This is a genomic window from Bacillus sp. ISL-57 (assembly GCF_018613135.1).
GTDB classification, from domain to species: Bacteria; Bacillota; Bacilli; order Bacillales; family DSM-1321; genus Peribacillus; species Peribacillus frigoritolerans.
In genome coordinates this window covers 294,468-309,091 of sequence record NZ_JAGGQV010000004.1, presented here as the reverse complement: position 1 = coordinate 309,091, position 14,624 = coordinate 294,468, and the positions used below count along the sequence as shown (strand labels likewise).

At 43.0% G+C, this 14,624-nt stretch carries 16 protein-coding genes; 4 read left to right on the top strand and 12 right to left on the bottom strand.

Annotated features, from left to right (window positions below):
- Positions 1-69: 69 nt before the first annotated feature.
- Complete coding sequence (locus J7I90_RS09925) at positions 70-294, bottom strand: hypothetical protein (protein WP_214771024.1); 225 nt, start codon at positions 292-294, stop codon at positions 70-72.
- An 862-nt stretch (positions 295-1,156) separates the two neighbouring features.
- Positions 1,157-1,837: a metal-dependent hydrolase gene (locus J7I90_RS09920; protein ID WP_214771021.1), complete on the bottom strand. Its 681-nt coding sequence runs from the start codon at positions 1,835-1,837 to the stop codon at positions 1,157-1,159.
- A 118-nt stretch (positions 1,838-1,955) separates the two neighbouring features.
- Between J7I90_RS09920 and J7I90_RS09915 the strand changes: the two genes are divergently transcribed.
- Positions 1,956-3,053, top strand: a complete 1,098-nt coding sequence (locus J7I90_RS09915) for a M24 family metallopeptidase (RefSeq protein ID WP_048681093.1) — start codon at positions 1,956-1,958, stop codon at positions 3,051-3,053.
- Positions 3,054-3,133: 80 nt separating this feature from the next.
- Here the strand turns inward: J7I90_RS09915 and J7I90_RS09910 are convergent, their stop codons facing one another.
- On the bottom strand, positions 3,134-3,703 hold the full coding sequence (locus J7I90_RS09910) for an outer membrane protein assembly factor BamE (RefSeq protein WP_214771018.1): 570 nt from the start codon (positions 3,701-3,703) through the stop codon (positions 3,134-3,136).
- Between the two features lie 229 nt (positions 3,704-3,932).
- On the opposite strand from J7I90_RS09910, the gene J7I90_RS09905 reads away from it, so the two are divergent.
- Positions 3,933-4,370, top strand: a complete 438-nt coding sequence (locus J7I90_RS09905) for a universal stress protein (protein WP_034311454.1) — start codon at positions 3,933-3,935, stop codon at positions 4,368-4,370.
- A gap of 52 nt (positions 4,371-4,422) precedes the next feature.
- Here J7I90_RS09905 and argH read toward each other — a convergent pair whose 3' ends face one another.
- Together argH and J7I90_RS09895 are read right to left on the bottom strand one after the other, a co-directional pair.
- Positions 4,423-5,802, bottom strand: coding sequence for an argininosuccinate lyase (gene argH / locus J7I90_RS09900; RefSeq protein ID WP_214771015.1), 1,380 nt, complete (start codon positions 5,800-5,802; stop codon positions 4,423-4,425).
- Positions 5,799-7,004 (bottom strand): argininosuccinate synthase, encoded by a 1,206-nt coding sequence (locus J7I90_RS09895; RefSeq protein ID WP_034309158.1) that lies wholly within the window; start codon positions 7,002-7,004, stop codon positions 5,799-5,801. The genes argH and J7I90_RS09895 overlap by 4 nt, the downstream gene beginning before the upstream one ends.
- 212 nt (positions 7,005-7,216) lie before the next feature.
- On the opposite strand from J7I90_RS09895, the gene J7I90_RS09890 reads away from it, so the two are divergent.
- A complete protein-coding gene (locus tag J7I90_RS09890) occupies positions 7,217-7,531 on the top strand; it encodes a hypothetical protein (RefSeq protein ID WP_034309161.1) in 315 nt (104 codons plus the stop codon).
- A 58-nt stretch (positions 7,532-7,589) separates the two neighbouring features.
- Here J7I90_RS09890 and J7I90_RS09885 read toward each other — a convergent pair whose 3' ends face one another.
- From J7I90_RS09885 to J7I90_RS09870, 4 genes are all read right to left on the bottom strand, one after another.
- On the bottom strand, positions 7,590-8,102 hold the full coding sequence (locus J7I90_RS09885) for a MogA/MoaB family molybdenum cofactor biosynthesis protein (protein WP_214771012.1): 513 nt from the start codon (positions 8,100-8,102) through the stop codon (positions 7,590-7,592).
- Positions 8,099-8,941: an EcsC family protein gene (locus J7I90_RS09880; protein ID WP_214771009.1), complete on the bottom strand. Its 843-nt coding sequence runs from the start codon at positions 8,939-8,941 to the stop codon at positions 8,099-8,101. The genes J7I90_RS09885 and J7I90_RS09880 overlap by 4 nt, the downstream gene beginning before the upstream one ends.
- Before the next feature lie 428 nt (positions 8,942-9,369).
- Positions 9,370-10,575: an acetate kinase gene (locus J7I90_RS09875; RefSeq protein ID WP_214771005.1), complete on the bottom strand. Its 1,206-nt coding sequence runs from the start codon at positions 10,573-10,575 to the stop codon at positions 9,370-9,372.
- A 172-nt stretch (positions 10,576-10,747) separates the two neighbouring features.
- The gene (locus tag J7I90_RS09870) at positions 10,748-11,734 is read right to left on the bottom strand and encodes a class I SAM-dependent methyltransferase (RefSeq protein WP_034309170.1); all 987 of its coding nucleotides are present in this window, start codon (positions 11,732-11,734) and stop codon (positions 10,748-10,750) included.
- A 451-nt stretch (positions 11,735-12,185) separates the two neighbouring features.
- On the opposite strand from J7I90_RS09870, the gene J7I90_RS09865 reads away from it, so the two are divergent.
- On the top strand, positions 12,186-12,503 hold the full coding sequence (locus tag J7I90_RS09865; RefSeq protein ID WP_214771002.1) for a hypothetical protein: 318 nt from the start codon (positions 12,186-12,188) through the stop codon (positions 12,501-12,503).
- Between the two features lie 194 nt (positions 12,504-12,697).
- Here the strand turns inward: J7I90_RS09865 and tpx are convergent, their stop codons facing one another.
- The 3 genes from tpx to J7I90_RS09850 all read right to left on the bottom strand — a co-directional run bounded on the left by tpx (position 12,698) and on the right by J7I90_RS09850 (position 14,571).
- Complete coding sequence (tpx, locus tag J7I90_RS09860; protein ID WP_034309176.1) at positions 12,698-13,198, bottom strand: thiol peroxidase; 501 nt, start codon at positions 13,196-13,198, stop codon at positions 12,698-12,700.
- A 181-nt stretch (positions 13,199-13,379) separates the two neighbouring features.
- Positions 13,380-13,862, bottom strand: coding sequence for a GerW family sporulation protein (gene ytfJ, locus J7I90_RS09855; protein WP_214770999.1), 483 nt, complete (start codon positions 13,860-13,862; stop codon positions 13,380-13,382).
- A 16-nt stretch (positions 13,863-13,878) separates the two neighbouring features.
- Positions 13,879-14,571 (bottom strand): DUF2953 domain-containing protein, encoded by a 693-nt coding sequence (locus tag J7I90_RS09850; RefSeq protein ID WP_214770996.1) that lies wholly within the window; start codon positions 14,569-14,571, stop codon positions 13,879-13,881.
- Positions 14,572-14,624 lie beyond the last annotated feature (53 nt).

Here is a 14,624-nt window from a genome sequence, read left to right as displayed (position 1 = left end):
GCTTCACCCTTTTCACGGTATTCCTATTCTCCATTATAAGGTCAAAGAGCCCGGTTTATCAAACAACTACTAGTATTGGCGCAACCTTTTGTATTCCGGCTGGCGTTTTACCTTTTGTTTCTTAGGAGAATATAGTATGCCCGTCAAGTTTCCAGCTACCGCCAACAATGCAAACAACAGCCAGGCTCCGGCAAACAGACCCTCCAGACCGCCACTTTCCAACGACAAGCGCGGCACGGCATAATACAGCATCACACCGCATAAAAGCAAACACAGTAATAACCTCTGTTTCATCCAATCCCCCCTTTTTTCATCTATTCATTTTATGCTTTTGAAAGGAAAAAAGACTGGCAGCTGAGCGACAGTTTATGGATTCTTTTTTCATTAAAGAGGGGTGCATTTACTCGATATACATAAGTTTTGTTAAACATATCAATTCAATAATAGTTTGCTTTGAGCGCCCTAACTATAGATGGATGTTCCGAAGCAGGTACTAGAGTGGCAGTCAATGGAGAGGAAAATGATTCTAAACAGACAGATAATAAAGAAGTGTCAGAAATAAAAATGAAGTTTAGAAAAGAAACTCACTGTACGAGGTAGTTTGCAAGGAAAACAGGAAGCAGTAGTTTTGGTAAAACACCAATCATCACTTGGTCCACAGCGGGGCAGACAAACTCACCAACAACCACGGCTTTCCCATGCATTAGATTTTGGATACTGGACGCTATCTCGATAATGAGATATACGGAAGTGTATATGTAAAATAATGAACTTGACTTATTTTCCTAAAGTTCTCCTTTTCTAATAAAAAACAAAAAGTCTTTAGTAAAGGCGGATTTAAATTGTTAAGTCTTAATGGAGAAAGAAACAGTCAACTTACAAATCTTCCAAAACTGAGGGCAATCGGGTTTCTCTCTTAGTTTTAATGCAGAGTTGATTGGAGCGGGTGTGCGACACTCCTGCGGGAATGCGAGTCCAAGGGAGACCCCGCAGGCGCATAAGCGCCAAGGAGGCTCCCGGACCGCCCGCGGAAAGCGAGTGCCTGCAGTGGAAAGAAACGGTCAAATTTTACAAACCTAAAAAAACTGTCGACACACTCCATTATCATCGAGCTTATCTATAGTCTGTCGGAAGCCCCTGCGGGCTCCCGCTCCTTTTAAAAATCTATTTCATCCCCGGCTTCCATGATCAGTCCATTTTCCTCTTCAAGCAAGTCGAGGAATTTTTCAGGATCCTGTTTGATCACAGGGAAAGTATTGTAATGAATCGGCACGACTTGTTTGGCTTGAAGGAATTTCGCTGCAAGTGCTGCATCTTCCGGGCCCATGGTGTAATTGTCGCCGATAGGCAAGAATGCCAAGTCAATCGGATGTCGTTCCCCGATCAGTTTCATATCGGAAAATACCGCTGTATCCCCTGCATGATAGATCGTTTTCCCTTCTATCGTAAGCAATATTCCAGCAGGCATTCCTAAATAAATGATTTGCCCCTCTCCATTATTGAATCCCGTTCCATGGAAAGCTGGCGTCAGTTTCACTTTTCCAAAGTCGAACTCGAAAGCTCCGCCGATGCTCATCCCGTGGGTCCTGACCCCTTGATCACCCAGGTAATCGGCAATCTCTGCAATGCCGATGACAAGCGCATCATGCCTTTTGGCCAATTCAACCGTATCACCGACATGGTCATTATGGCCATGTGTTAAGATGATCACATCCGGTTTCACATCTTCCACCTTCAAATCGGTCAATTCGTTTCCACTAATGAATGGATCGATTAAAATCGTTTTACCATTCGTTTCGATTTTTACAACTGCATGTCCATGAAAAGATACTTTCATTTTTGATGCTCCCTTCCCATACCAACAATTTTTTTATGTAGCTTTCTTAGGACTTTCCCATTTACTATACTTTTAAATATTGCTAAGGTAATTATATCTTATTAATGGAGGTACCGTCATGAATGAACGTTTGAAAGAACTACAAACTTGGCTACAGGCGAATGAGGCTGAAGCCGCTTTACTTACATCTACAGAGAGCATCTTCTATTTGAGCGGGTTTTTTAGTGATCCTCATGAAAGACTGCTGGCACTTGCCATTTTTGCAAATGCCGAACCTTTCCTTGTCTGCCCGCAGATGGAAGTTCCGGATGCTAAACAAGCTGGATGGGATGGAGATATCATCGGTTACACCGACATTGAAAACCCTTGGGAAAAAGTTAAGCAGGCAGTCAAGGATCGCGGTTTAACCATCCATACAATGGCCATTGAAAAAGAGCATATGAATGTGGAACGTTATGAAAAGGTCCAACAACACTTCGGAGCACCGAAGCTTGTTTCCGCAGAAGAAAAACTTCAAAAGATGCGAATGATCAAATCGGAAGATGAAATGGTCAAAATCCGTGAAGCATGCCGCCTTGCCGACTTTGCGATTGAAGTGGGTGTCAGCGAAATTCATGAAGGTAAAACGGAAATGGAAATCCTTGCAGCGATTGAATACGAATTGAAAAAGGCCGGAGTGAGCCAAATGTCTTTCTCCACCATGGTCCTGACTGGTAAAAATGGCGCTTCCCCGCATGGCACACCTGGGAATACGAAGGTTCAGCGCGGCGACCTTGTCCTCTTTGACCTTGGCGTCGTTCATGAAGGGTACTGCTCTGACATTACTAGAACGGTTGCTTACGGAGATATCAATGATAAACAGGCAGAAATATATGAAACTGTACGGAGAGCACAAGAAGCTGCCGTTGCAGCCAGTAAACCTGGCGTATCCTGTTCCGAGATAGACTTGACGGCCAGAAACATCATCAGGGATAAAGGATACGGTGAATTCTTCCCGCACAGGCTCGGCCACGGACTTGGGATCAGTGTCCATGAGTATCCATCCTTGACTGAAACGAATTCTCTCGAACTTCAATCCGGAATGGTTTATACCATCGAACCTGGCATATATGTCCCGAATGTTGCAGGTGTCAGGATTGAAGATGATCTATTGATCACCGATGCCGGCTGTGAGGTTTTGACCAAATTCCCGAAAAGCCTGCAAATCATAAAGTGATGATGCAGAGCCATTTAATATAACGAAATCCGAATACCCCCGCCTTCATTTAAGACGGGGGTATTTATTCAACATATCACCTAATCGGTCCGCAATTCATACTTCATTGCTTTATCACTGCCGTCAAACCAAATGACCAGCCATTCACTATCTATTCTTATGATTCCCCTCTCGTCACCGAGATAATAAACAACATTATCTTCCTCTTTAAAATATTCCGTTTCTGTTGGAGACCCTAAAAGCGTGAACACTTCATCTTTTGTCATGCCTATCAATTCATGTTCATTGATTAAGTCATCTACCAGGTAGACTCTTCCTTCAACATCATTTAACCATCTTTCAGTGGTGAACCTTGATTCAGATTCATTTACCCCTAACAAAACCACACAAAAAACCAGAAGGGCAAAGCCAAGGCTTGATATGACTATAAATCTAATTTTGAATTTCCTTTTATTATGCTTATTGGTATATTTCCATGAAATCCTTTGAAAAAATAGTAATAGAATAAATGGAAGCAGCAGTGCTGATATACTCATTAAACTGATCGTAGCATGCACAAAATTGATGTAAGAAATAAAAATGCAATAGATCAATGCATACAAAAGCACGTATAAATATAATGCATAGTTTACTATTTTTGAAACACTCAAAGAAAAAAACTCCCCTCTCACATTAGAGGTTACCATAAATAAACAAATAAGGTAAAAAGAATAGATATTCGCATGCAATGATTCATCACATCATAATAAGGTTGGAATCATATATTTTCCAGATTATTGGCATAAACATTCGCTGATTTGTTACAATTGAAATCAGATCCATAAGGTAAATCATTGTATAATAGGAATGAAATAGAAGGAGGGGATTCACTTGAATAGTATAGATTATAAAAATATTCTTGTAGCAGTGGACGGCTCGGAAGAAGCAGAGTGGGCCTTAAAAAAGGCCATCTACTTAGCAAAACTCAGTGATGCTACCCTTGTGCTCACACACATCGTGGATACAAGGAATTTCCCTACTGTCGAAGCTTATGATATGACTATCCGTGATCACTCTGAAACCTTTGCCAATGAGCTATTGGACAAGTATAAAACGGAAGCCATTGCCTCCGGGATTACAAAGGTCCAAACAGAAGTTGCCTATGGTTCTCCTAAAGTTCAAATTCCAAGGGATTTAGCGAAAAAGCATTCGATCGATTTAATTGTCTGCGGTGCAACAGGCCTTAATGCAGTCGAACGTTTCCTTATCGGCAGCGTGTCGGAAGGCATCGTTCGCCATTCCAACTGTGATGTAATGGTCGTGCGTACGAATCAATAAGAGAAAATGATAAAAAGCTCGTTCGCCAAATTGGTGAACGAGCTTTTTCCTGTTATTCACTTACTAGTTTTTCCGCTTTTTCAATCGCCAGCAGGACTTGGGCAAAACCTGTACCGCCCGCACTGTTACGGCGTTTAACTGCCTCATAAGGATTTAATGCATCATAAATATCCTGATCGAACAACTCGGAAGCTTCCTGGAATTGTTCAATGCTCAGGTCGACTAAATAGCAGCCATTCTGGACACAGAACAATACAAGCTTCCCGACCACTTCGTGCGCCTCACGGAAAGGCATTCCCTTTGAAGCCAGGTAATCAGCTAATTCCGTCGCATTCGAGAAGTCATTTTTTGTTGCTTTTTCCATTATGTCCGTTTTCACTTTCATCGTTGAAATCATGCCGGCAAATATTTTAAGTGAACCAACAATGGTCTTAACCGTATCAAAAACGCCTTCTTTATCTTCTTGCATATCTTTGTTATAAGCAAGCGGCAGTCCTTTCAAAACAGTCAATAACCCCGTTAGGTTCCCATAAACCCGTCCTGTTTTACCACGGATCAATTCCGCCATATCAGGGTTTTTCTTTTGCGGCATGATGCTGCTTCCAGTGGAAAACGCATCATCCAATTCAATGAATTGGAATTCCTGGCTTGACCAGAGAATGATTTCTTCGCTGAAACGGGATAAATGCATCATCATTGTCGCGCTGTTGCTCATGAATTCAATGGCAAAATCACGATCACTTACCGCATCAAGGCTGTTTTCGTAAATTCCGTCAAATCCCAATAGCTCCGCACTGAGGGCACGGTCAATCGGGAAAGTCGTCCCAGCCAATGCCCCAGCACCCAATGGAGAAATGTTGATTCTTTTGAAACTCTCGGTGAAGCGCTGCTTGTCACGCTCAAGCATCCAAAAATAAGCCATTAAATGGTGGGCAAACGAAATGGGCTGTGCACGCTGTAAATGTGTATAACCTGGAATCAGCGTTTCCACATTCTTCTTGGATTGTCCCAAAATCGCTATTTGCAAATCATTGATGAGTTCCAGAATCACTTTCGTTTGGTTCCGCATATACAGATGAAGGTCGGTTGCAACTTGGTCATTACGGCTTCTTCCTGTATGAAGCTTTCCGCCAACTGGACCGATTTCGCTTATTAGCATACTTTCCAGGTTGAGGTGGATATCTTCCATCTCAACCTTAAAAGTCAATTCACCCTTCTCAGCTTTTTCCTGTAAACTTTTCAGACCCGCGATGATCTGATCCGCATCTTCTTCAGGTAAAATGCTGCATTGCTTTAACATGGTTACATGAGCTAAACTGCCTTGAATATCTTCAAGGACAAGTTCCTGGTCAAAGGAAATGGAAGCTCCGAACTCATCTACCCATTCTTCGGCAGATTTCGTAAATCTCCCTCCCCAAAGCTTGCTGCTCACACCGTCACCTTCTTGCTATTGACCATGCTGTTCACTTTCGTTGGAAGTCCCCATAGCTTAATGAATCCAACTGCTGCATCATGATCGAATTCATCCGCTTTTGTATAGGTAGCCAATTTTTCGTCATATAGGGAGTACTCGGATTTTCTTCCTTCAACAATCGCATGACCTTTGAATAGTTTCACACGTACCGTACCCGTTACATTCACTTGTGTTTCTTTCAGGAATGCAGCCAAAGCTTTTTGAAGCGGAGAGAACCAAAGTCCCTCATAAATCAATTCAGTCATTTTCTTCTCGATCACCGGTTTGAAGTGAGCCAGTTCTTTAACAAGCGTGATATCTTCAAGTTCTTTGTGTGCAGCTATCAATGTCATCGCACCAGGAGCTTCATAGACTTCACGTGATTTGATCCCTACTAATCTATTTTCAACGTGATCGATACGTCCAACTCCGTGTTTGCCGGCAATTTGATTCAACTCGACGATCAGGTCAGCCAATTTATAGTTTTTATCATTCAATGTAACCGGCACACCTTGTTCAAAACCAATTTCAATGATATCTGCAGTATCTGGAGTACATTCAAGGCTTGTAGTCAAATCATAGGCCTCTTCCGGCGGAGCTGCCCAAGGATCTTCCAGGATTCCGCATTCGTTACTTCTTCCCCAAAGGTTTTGGTCAATCGAGAACGGGCTCGCCATGCCAATCGGAACGGGAATCCCATTTTTCGCTGCATATTCAATCTCCTCTTCACGAGACCATTTCCAGTCACGAACAGGTGCAAGAACTTGCAAATTAGGGTTCAATGCGGAGATTGATACTTCGAAACGCACTTGGTCATTTCCTTTTCCCGTACAACCGTGCGCAACGGCAACCGCGTTTTCCGCTTCAGCCACTTCCACTAATTTCTTCGCGATCAGCGGACGTGATAAAGCTGATACCAATGGATATTTCCCTTCATACAAAGTATGTGCCTGAAGAGCCGTCAATGCGAATTCATCAGCGAATTCGTCCTTCGCATCAATGACATAGGAACTTACCGCACCAACAGTGATCGCTTTTTCCTTAATGAAGTCCAAATCTTTTCCTTCTCCGACATCCAAGCAGCATGCCACAACTTCATACCCTTGATCTTGTAACCATTTAATTGCAACGGAAGTATCCAAACCTCCGGAATATGCTAAAACAACTTTTTGATTTTCCATTTCCATCGTCCTTTCGTGTGAATAAAAATTCATCGTTTGTTATTTTTATTCAATCTATGATTAGTACTTTATCATCTTTATTAATGGAATACAAGGGGTATTTTAAAGATTTCGCTAAATAATCCGCTAATATTTTCAGGGAATTACACATTGGATGCTTCCGCGGGAATATAGTAAACTAGGAGTATGATAAATCGAAAAGCGGAGGGCATATGAGAGAACTATTTATCTATGATGAAAGGCTCGGCATCTCCATTCCCGATTTGAATCTGGAGTGGGATGAATATACAAAAGGCGAGCAGCAGCAAATACTCGTACATTGGGAGAATATCAGGGGAAGCATCCCGGACCGCATCAAGGAACTGGAATCAACGATTAACCGAAAGCAGTTTCGGCTCTCCGATGAGAGTAATTTCGCCAAATCATGCCAGCTCAATTCCGAAATTGCGGAACTTGCTTCCATCATCAATGATTTATGGCTTTGGTATCGTGCCAATCAAGCCGTGACGGAAAAGATGCATAATTAAGGCCTATTCCATGCAAAAAAAGCCACAGTTTAAAACTGTGGCTTTTTTTGCATCCCTCTTATAAATCCTTGCGAAGTTCACCGACGACATGTCCCAACTCCGGAAGAATCAATTTATTCATCGCAAGCCGAACCGCCCCTGATGAACCCGGGGTGGAAAAAACCGCTTTGTTGTTCACGACTCCGGCAATCGCCCTGGATAGAATGGCAGCCGCCCCGATATCCTCTTGATAGCTGAGCATACGGAAAATCTCGCCAAAACCGGGTATTTCCTTGGTCATCAATTCTTTGACCGCCTCGATCGTTACATCCCTTTTGGCGATGCCAGTGCCCCCATTTGTTAATATGACATCAACCATGCCGCTTTGGCTGCCAGAAGTGACCGCATCCTGAATCGCCTTCCGCTCATCTTTAACGATTACATAATCCGTCACTTCATGACCACTGGATTTCAATAATTCCTTCATCAGTGCCCCGCTTTTATCCGTTTCTTCATCACGCGTATCGGTGATGGTTATCACCATGCAGCGAACTGCCTCCGTGACGGCTTTTTTATGATTCTTGACACTCATTCTCCATCAGCCTTCTTCTCCAGTAAATAACGATATTGATAGAACCTCTGGGCAAATTCACTGACATTCCTGGTCATTTGATAATTGGATCCAGCCCCGATGGCCATGCTGATGAACGGTATGCCCCGAACCAGTTTTTTGCGGAAAACGGCAATGGATAATGCTTTCAACAGCTGCTTGAGCGGCTGTTCCATCCATGTAGGGTTTGTCAATTCTTCGATTCCTAAATAAAAATAGTCATCTTCTGCGGTCTGGACCTCACGGATCAATTCTTCCCAGGCTATTCCTTGGAGCCTCTTTGGCATCGCTCCTGCATTGAATACCTTAAGGGCGAGCATCATTTCAAACGGTGTATTCACCTCGACACCATAAGACATCGCAATCAGCTGTACGATCCTGACATTGATGACGGTCATGGCCGGGATATCGCTCCCCAGCAGAAGCAGGCCTCCTGATCCGCTCATCCCGCCTTGTGCAAAAGAATATAAACGATGCTTAGCGATATGCTGATTGGCTATGTAATTCAACTGATCGATCGATAAGTGATTCAAATCACTCAACGTTTCGATTTCTTCATGAAACACGCGCGCGGATGCTAAGATCCGCTCTCTTGCATCTATTTGAACTTGTGAGCTCTGAACCATGGCATGCAAATGAAAAAGCCAAGTATCAAGCTTTTCGAAAAACTGTTGTTGGACGTTTTCCGGAAGCAGGGCAAACCCCTGCTCCAACCATTTATCATATAATGCAGCAAGATCCGTTGGCTCATATTGATAGAGTTTTTCCTGCCATTCACTAATTTCATTCCAAACTTTCATTTCCCGGTTCGTGAATTCCATGCATCAAGCCTCCTATGTACAGAATTGGTGGATTCTCCCTTAAGTATACCATAGAAGGAAGCATTTCAGAGAATGGATGATGGCGATCCGGCGTTCCTGGATTGCCCGTACATAAAATCCATGAGAATGCGAATTCCGCTGATGAAATTTGATAAGCCCCCCTTACCAGAGAGATAAGGAGATCATTATAAAAGGCTGTTTTTCCATACTTTGTTGCTATTTACCAAGTAATCTGGAGTGGTTGATTTCCCCTCCAGATGCTCGCTTTCCGCGGGGCGGGCGGTGAGCATCCCCGGCGTAACGCCTGTGGTGTCTTACCTGGCCCGCTGCTCCCGCAGGAGTCTCGCACTTCCGCTCCAATCAACCTTAAATCGTTTCGTTTTAAAAACAACAATCTTTACGAAAGTTGCCTTATAAAAAAAAGGAAGTCATGCTTTCCAGGTTTCTCTCAAAGCTATTTTCACAGTATCCCTGACAATCATGATTTCTTCATTGGTTGGGATGACCATGACTTTGACAGGGGAATAAGGTGTATTGATGAACGCTTCCTTGCCCTTGGTGCGATTGAGATCCTTATCCCAATATACCCCCATGAATTCAAGTCCCTCCAAGATACGCCCTCTAATTGTTTGACTGTTTTCACCGATGCCCGCTGTAAAAATGATGCCGTCCACACCTCCCATTTTAGCTGAATAGGAGCCAATGTACTTGTGAATCCGGTCTGCAAATACTTTAAGTGCGAGTTCTGCCCGCTCATTTCCTTTATCCGCTTCAACTTGAATATCGCGCAGGTCGCTGGAAAATCCGGAAAGGGCTAGCATGCCGCTTTTCTTATTCAGGACATCCAGCACTTCATCTGCTGTTTTTCCCGTCTTCTCCATGATATAAGGAATCAGTGCAGGGTCGATGTTCCCTGACCGCGTTCCCATGGTAACACCGGCCAAGGGAGTGAACCCCATTGATGTATCAATCGATTTGCCTCCCTTTATGGCCGTAATGCTTGCACCATTCCCTAAATGGCAGGATATCAATCGAAGCTGTTCAATTGGGCGGCCAATCATTTCGGCAGCACGCTGCGATACATATTTATGTGAAGTACCATGAAACCCATACTTCCTAATTCCGTACTTTTCATAATATTCAAGAGGTAAACTGTACAAATAGGAACCTGCTGCCATCGTTTGATGGAAGGCCGTATCGAATACCGCAACCGCTGGCACATCATCAAGTATTCGCCTGAAGGCTTGGATCCCGGTGATATTGGCAGGATTATGAAGGGGCGCCAACTCGGAAAGCTTTTCGATTTCCTTTATTACATCCTCCGTGATCAAGACCGAGTCACTGAATACCTCGCCGCCATGCACCACCCGATGGCCTACGCCATCTATCTCTTCAAAGGAGTCAATGATCCGATGGTCAATGAGCTTTTTCAATAAAAGCCCTACAGCCACTTCATGATTGGGTATATCCACCGTTTCAGAAACATTTTCGCCTTCGACGCTTAAAGTGAATGCGGAATTTTTCAAGCCGATTCTTTCTACAAGACCTTTTGTAATTACTTTTTCACTAGGCATCTCAAAAAGCTGAAACTTCAATGAAGAGCTGCCCGCATTAATAGCCATGACTTTTGACATCGATCCTGCTCCTTTACTCTAAGTTAGTTCTTTGTTCATTTCTAAACGTGCAGTGTATTGTACAATCTTATCATGGCAAGCGATTTCAACCAAATGATAATGAAAAATTGCCAATCACCATTTTTTCAAAAAAAAAATGAAAGCCAATGCCTATGGCATCAGCTTTCATTTTTTATTTTTCCTCTTTAAACCAATCATCCATCTGTTGCATGACAGACCTTGTCGCTTCGAAATCCGACAACTTCGGAAGTTGTACAAGCAATGCCTTCTTCGGAGCTTCGATCCCCTCTTTTTTCTTTTGAAGGATCAGGATGCTTTTGGCAGCCGATTCATTCTTGAACATGGAAAGCGGCAGTTGCACCATCCCTTGGATATGTGTATGCTTCTTCAGGAAATCATTGAGTTTCGGAGCTTCCTCCGAGACGAACAGGTTATTCGGGACAATGAAGAATAGGTGTCCGCCATCCTTCGCGTGTTTAACACCTTGTTCAATAAACAAATGGTGAGCATACGAATGTCCCTTGTCGGCCTTCAATTCATATTCAGCTGCACGCACATCATTCGGGTAATAACCAATCGGCAAATCACTGACCACAACATCTGAAGGATCGATGAAAAGTGGCTCCAAGCTGTCCTGATTGAAAAATTCCAGTGGATGTTCTTGCAGGTTGGCACCAGCATAAGCAAGCCTGATCAAGGTTTCATCAATCTCGACACCATATGAAGCGATGTTCTTATCAGTAAGCTGATTCATGATCGCAAATAGTAAGTTCCCCGTCCCAATGGCTGGATCGAGCATGACTATCTCTTTTTGGTCCTTGGTGAATTTACCGACTAAATAGCTGACGAACATGCCGACTGCATCAGGAGTCATATGATGATTCGGCTGAACGCTCTGCTGCATGCCTTTTAAAATGGCAAGCTGATACGCTTTACGGATTGCTTCTTTCTCATATTTCTCTGGTGAAAAATCTGCATAATGCTTCGCTAACCTTTTCTTCGATACTTCACTGATTTCATCCTGCAGGACTTTCCCTTGGAAGAAATTCTCGCCCGTCTCGCCCAAGGCGTCCAGATACGTACATGATAGTTCACTTTGCAATATTTGAGCTGTTTCATCAAATTCATAAAATAATTGTTCAACTGGGGTAGACTTCACTTATTAATTCCTCCTGTTTGCTTCTGTCCCTATTTTAAAGGTAAGAAGAAAGAGATACAAGCCGGACGTCCTGCTCATCATTCTTCGATTATTAGCGTACCGAATTCCGTTTGATAAGGAATCTCGCGCCCACTCCCTTTTCAAGATTTCATCCATGAGTAAGTAATAAGTAAATTAAATACAAGGTGTAAAATTTGGGCGTTGATTGGAACGTAAGGCACTCGCTTTCCGCGGGCGGTCGGGGAGCCTCCTCGGCTTGCGCCTGCGGGGTCTCCCTAGACACGCTTTTCCCGCAGGAGTCTCGTACCTTACGTTCCAAGCAAATTTGTTTTGAAATTCAGATAGAAACTCTTTTAAAACAGGTTGTTTTGTTGCCCTGTATTTTTTTTATTACTTGGATAGGCTCAATGAAGGCCCAAACAGAATACCATGCATGAGGTGGTGATTATATATGGATAATCAATATCAAAACTATCATGGGCAGGTTAATCCGATAAATCAGCAACATGATATTCAGTCAGCAGATGAATTTAACAGGCAACAGCAGGGGTTTCAACAAGGTTTTCGTCAAGGATTTCGACAAGGGTATCGACAAGGATATCGAGAAGGATTTCGAGCAGGGCAACAAGCGGGGTTTTTTCCGGGGCCCCATCAAAGACAAATGCCGTCGTGGCCTAATGAAATTGACATAAGAGTTGGAACACCTAATGGTCAGGAATGGTCTGGCAAAGTTGTTTTACCACAAAATGGTCCGACTTTCGAGCCTTAACTGAATCCAGATATAATAAATGATACCCTTCTATAGAAATGACACTTAAAAATTAATATAACGCACAACTTAAATGAACATTAGAGCCTAAAAAGGACCTTTCCACTTCAACGACAAGGTGTTTATCAACAAGAAAATCAACATTAAAACAAAAAACCGGGCACATTGTGCCCGGTTTCTTAAATTCGCCGATCTTATTTTGCCGCTTTCGCCGCTTCGATTGCACCTTCGTAATTTGGATGGTTGGTACCTTCACTCACATATTCCACATATGTGATTTCATCAGAGCTGTTCACAACGAATACAGAGCGAGCCAATAGACGAAGTTCTTGCATGACGACACCATATGCTTCACCGAATGAAAGGTCACGGTGATCGGAAAGGACTTGAACATTGTCCAAGCCGCTGGCAGCACACCAGCGTTTTTGCGCGAAAGGAAGGTCGTTACTGATCGTCAGTACTTTCACATTATCCAATTTTGCCGCTTCTTCATTGAATTTACGTGTCTGTGCATCACATACGCCTGTATCCACGGATGGAACAACGCTGATAATGCGGACAGAACCTTTGGAGTCGCTTAAAGTAACCGGTGATAAGTCATTAGCCAATACTGTAAAATCAGGTGCTTTGTCCCCAACTTTTAGTTCTTGTCCCACTAAAGTGATCGGGTTGTTTTTAAATGTAACTGAAGCCATTAATAATTCCTCCCTTTTCTGCTATATGTACAAGCATAATGATATTTGTTTTGCCGGAATTTTGCAATTAATTGAATCAGGAAATGTGAATGATGCTTGCACATGTTCGCCATCCGAGCTTTTTTTGGTACAAAGGAAGAATGCAGCAAAAAGAAAAAACTCGGCGGATGCCGAGTCGCAATTAGAAGTCTATATCCTGTTTAGGTTCTTGGTATCTGTTCACAGCTGCTTGACTGCCGCCTTGGTATTGATTGCTGCCTTGCTTTTGATGATTGTCTTTCTTGGATAGCATGGACTGAATCTTATCGACGACTTGAGGAGCTAAATCCATCATTTTTTCGAGAAGATGCGTCCCTTCATCGAGATGAATCATTTTCACTCCATGGGAACCGACAATCAAAAAGGCAATTGGCGTTATGGAAACCCCACCGCCGCTACCGCCGCCAAAAGGCTGCTTGGAACCGCCTTGCTGTCCTTGATGGTTTCCATCCATCACAAATTCGCTGCCACCGGCTGCAAAACCAAACCCCACTTTGGATACAGTTAAAATGACACTTCCATCCGGAGTTTCTACCGGATCCCCAATGATCGTGTTCACATCGACCATTTCTTTAAGATTTTCCATAGCTTCTTTCATTAAACCTTGGATCGGATGATCTGACATTTAAATTCCCTCCACTCTAGAACGATTGTTTATTGGAATCATCTGATAGCTTCGCTAATTTCCTCGACTTGAAATGCGGCTTTCCGCCTTTCCAATAACGAAGCAGTTTTATTCCAGTCACCATAGCCTGCCCGATTCTGAATTGTAATATGCAGGAAATCGACGTGTTTGCCTGCCATCTCTGAAAGTCGGGTGTAATAGAATAGGAGGGCATGATCCGAAAGTTGAAATAGGTTGTCAGCAAACCGATGATTGAACCTTTAAGTGCCCAGCATGCACCAGTTAAAACACCGGTGTGTGCAGCGTTTTTAGTACCGACCTTACTATGCCAGGTGAATTTTTTGACTTTGACTTTCCCAGCGAATTGACGGACGATCTTATGGAATCCGATTATATGCTGAAGCGTTTCCAGAATGTCTGCGAATCCGTCCCGCAAATCTTCGGCTGTGATTTTTTTCTTTTCTTCCTTATTTGTTTTTCCGTTCATTTCTTGCTCTTTCTTTACTACTGCAGTTCCCGAGTCATCTTCCATTTTTATGACCGGAACCTTGAATGTATAGTGAAAAAGCCCGTACCAAGCTGATAATTTAATATGTATTAGGTCATTCGCTTGGACACGCTTGTAGTCGATGGACACTCTTACTTTAGTGAAAATAACAATAAGCAGCACCAAAATGAGGATACCCATAATCATCAAAAGCCACTTCATGCACCTACACCCCTTCAGCCTATCATTATCGGCATATGCAAAAAAAAATAAAC

Coding starts and splice junctions, on each gene's coding strand:
- J7I90_RS09925 (WP_214771024.1), bottom strand. CDS start 294: ATGAAACAGAGGTTATTACTGTGTTTGCTTTTATGCGGTGTGATGCTG.
- J7I90_RS09920 (WP_214771021.1), bottom strand. CDS start 1,837: ATGAAAGTATCTTTTCATGGACATGCAGTTGTAAAAATCGAAACGAAT.
- J7I90_RS09915 (WP_048681093.1), top strand. CDS start 1,956: ATGAATGAACGTTTGAAAGAACTACAAACTTGGCTACAGGCGAATGAG.
- J7I90_RS09895 (WP_034309158.1), bottom strand. CDS start 7,004: ATGGAAAATCAAAAAGTTGTTTTAGCATATTCCGGAGGTTTGGATACT.
- J7I90_RS09890 (WP_034309161.1), top strand. CDS start 7,217: ATGAGAGAACTATTTATCTATGATGAAAGGCTCGGCATCTCCATTCCC.
- J7I90_RS09885 (WP_214771012.1), bottom strand. CDS start 8,102: ATGAGTGTCAAGAATCATAAAAAAGCCGTCACGGAGGCAGTTCGCTGC.
- J7I90_RS09880 (WP_214771009.1), bottom strand. CDS start 8,941: ATGGAATTCACGAACCGGGAAATGAAAGTTTGGAATGAAATTAGTGAA.
- J7I90_RS09875 (WP_214771005.1), bottom strand. CDS start 10,575: ATGTCAAAAGTCATGGCTATTAATGCGGGCAGCTCTTCATTGAAGTTT.
- J7I90_RS09865 (WP_214771002.1), top strand. CDS start 12,186: ATGGATAATCAATATCAAAACTATCATGGGCAGGTTAATCCGATAAAT.
- tpx (WP_034309176.1), bottom strand. CDS start 13,198: ATGGCTTCAGTTACATTTAAAAACAACCCGATCACTTTAGTGGGACAA.
- ytfJ (WP_214770999.1), bottom strand. CDS start 13,862: ATGTCAGATCATCCGATCCAAGGTTTAATGAAAGAAGCTATGGAAAAT.
- J7I90_RS09850 (WP_214770996.1), bottom strand. CDS start 14,571: ATGAAGTGGCTTTTGATGATTATGGGTATCCTCATTTTGGTGCTGCTT.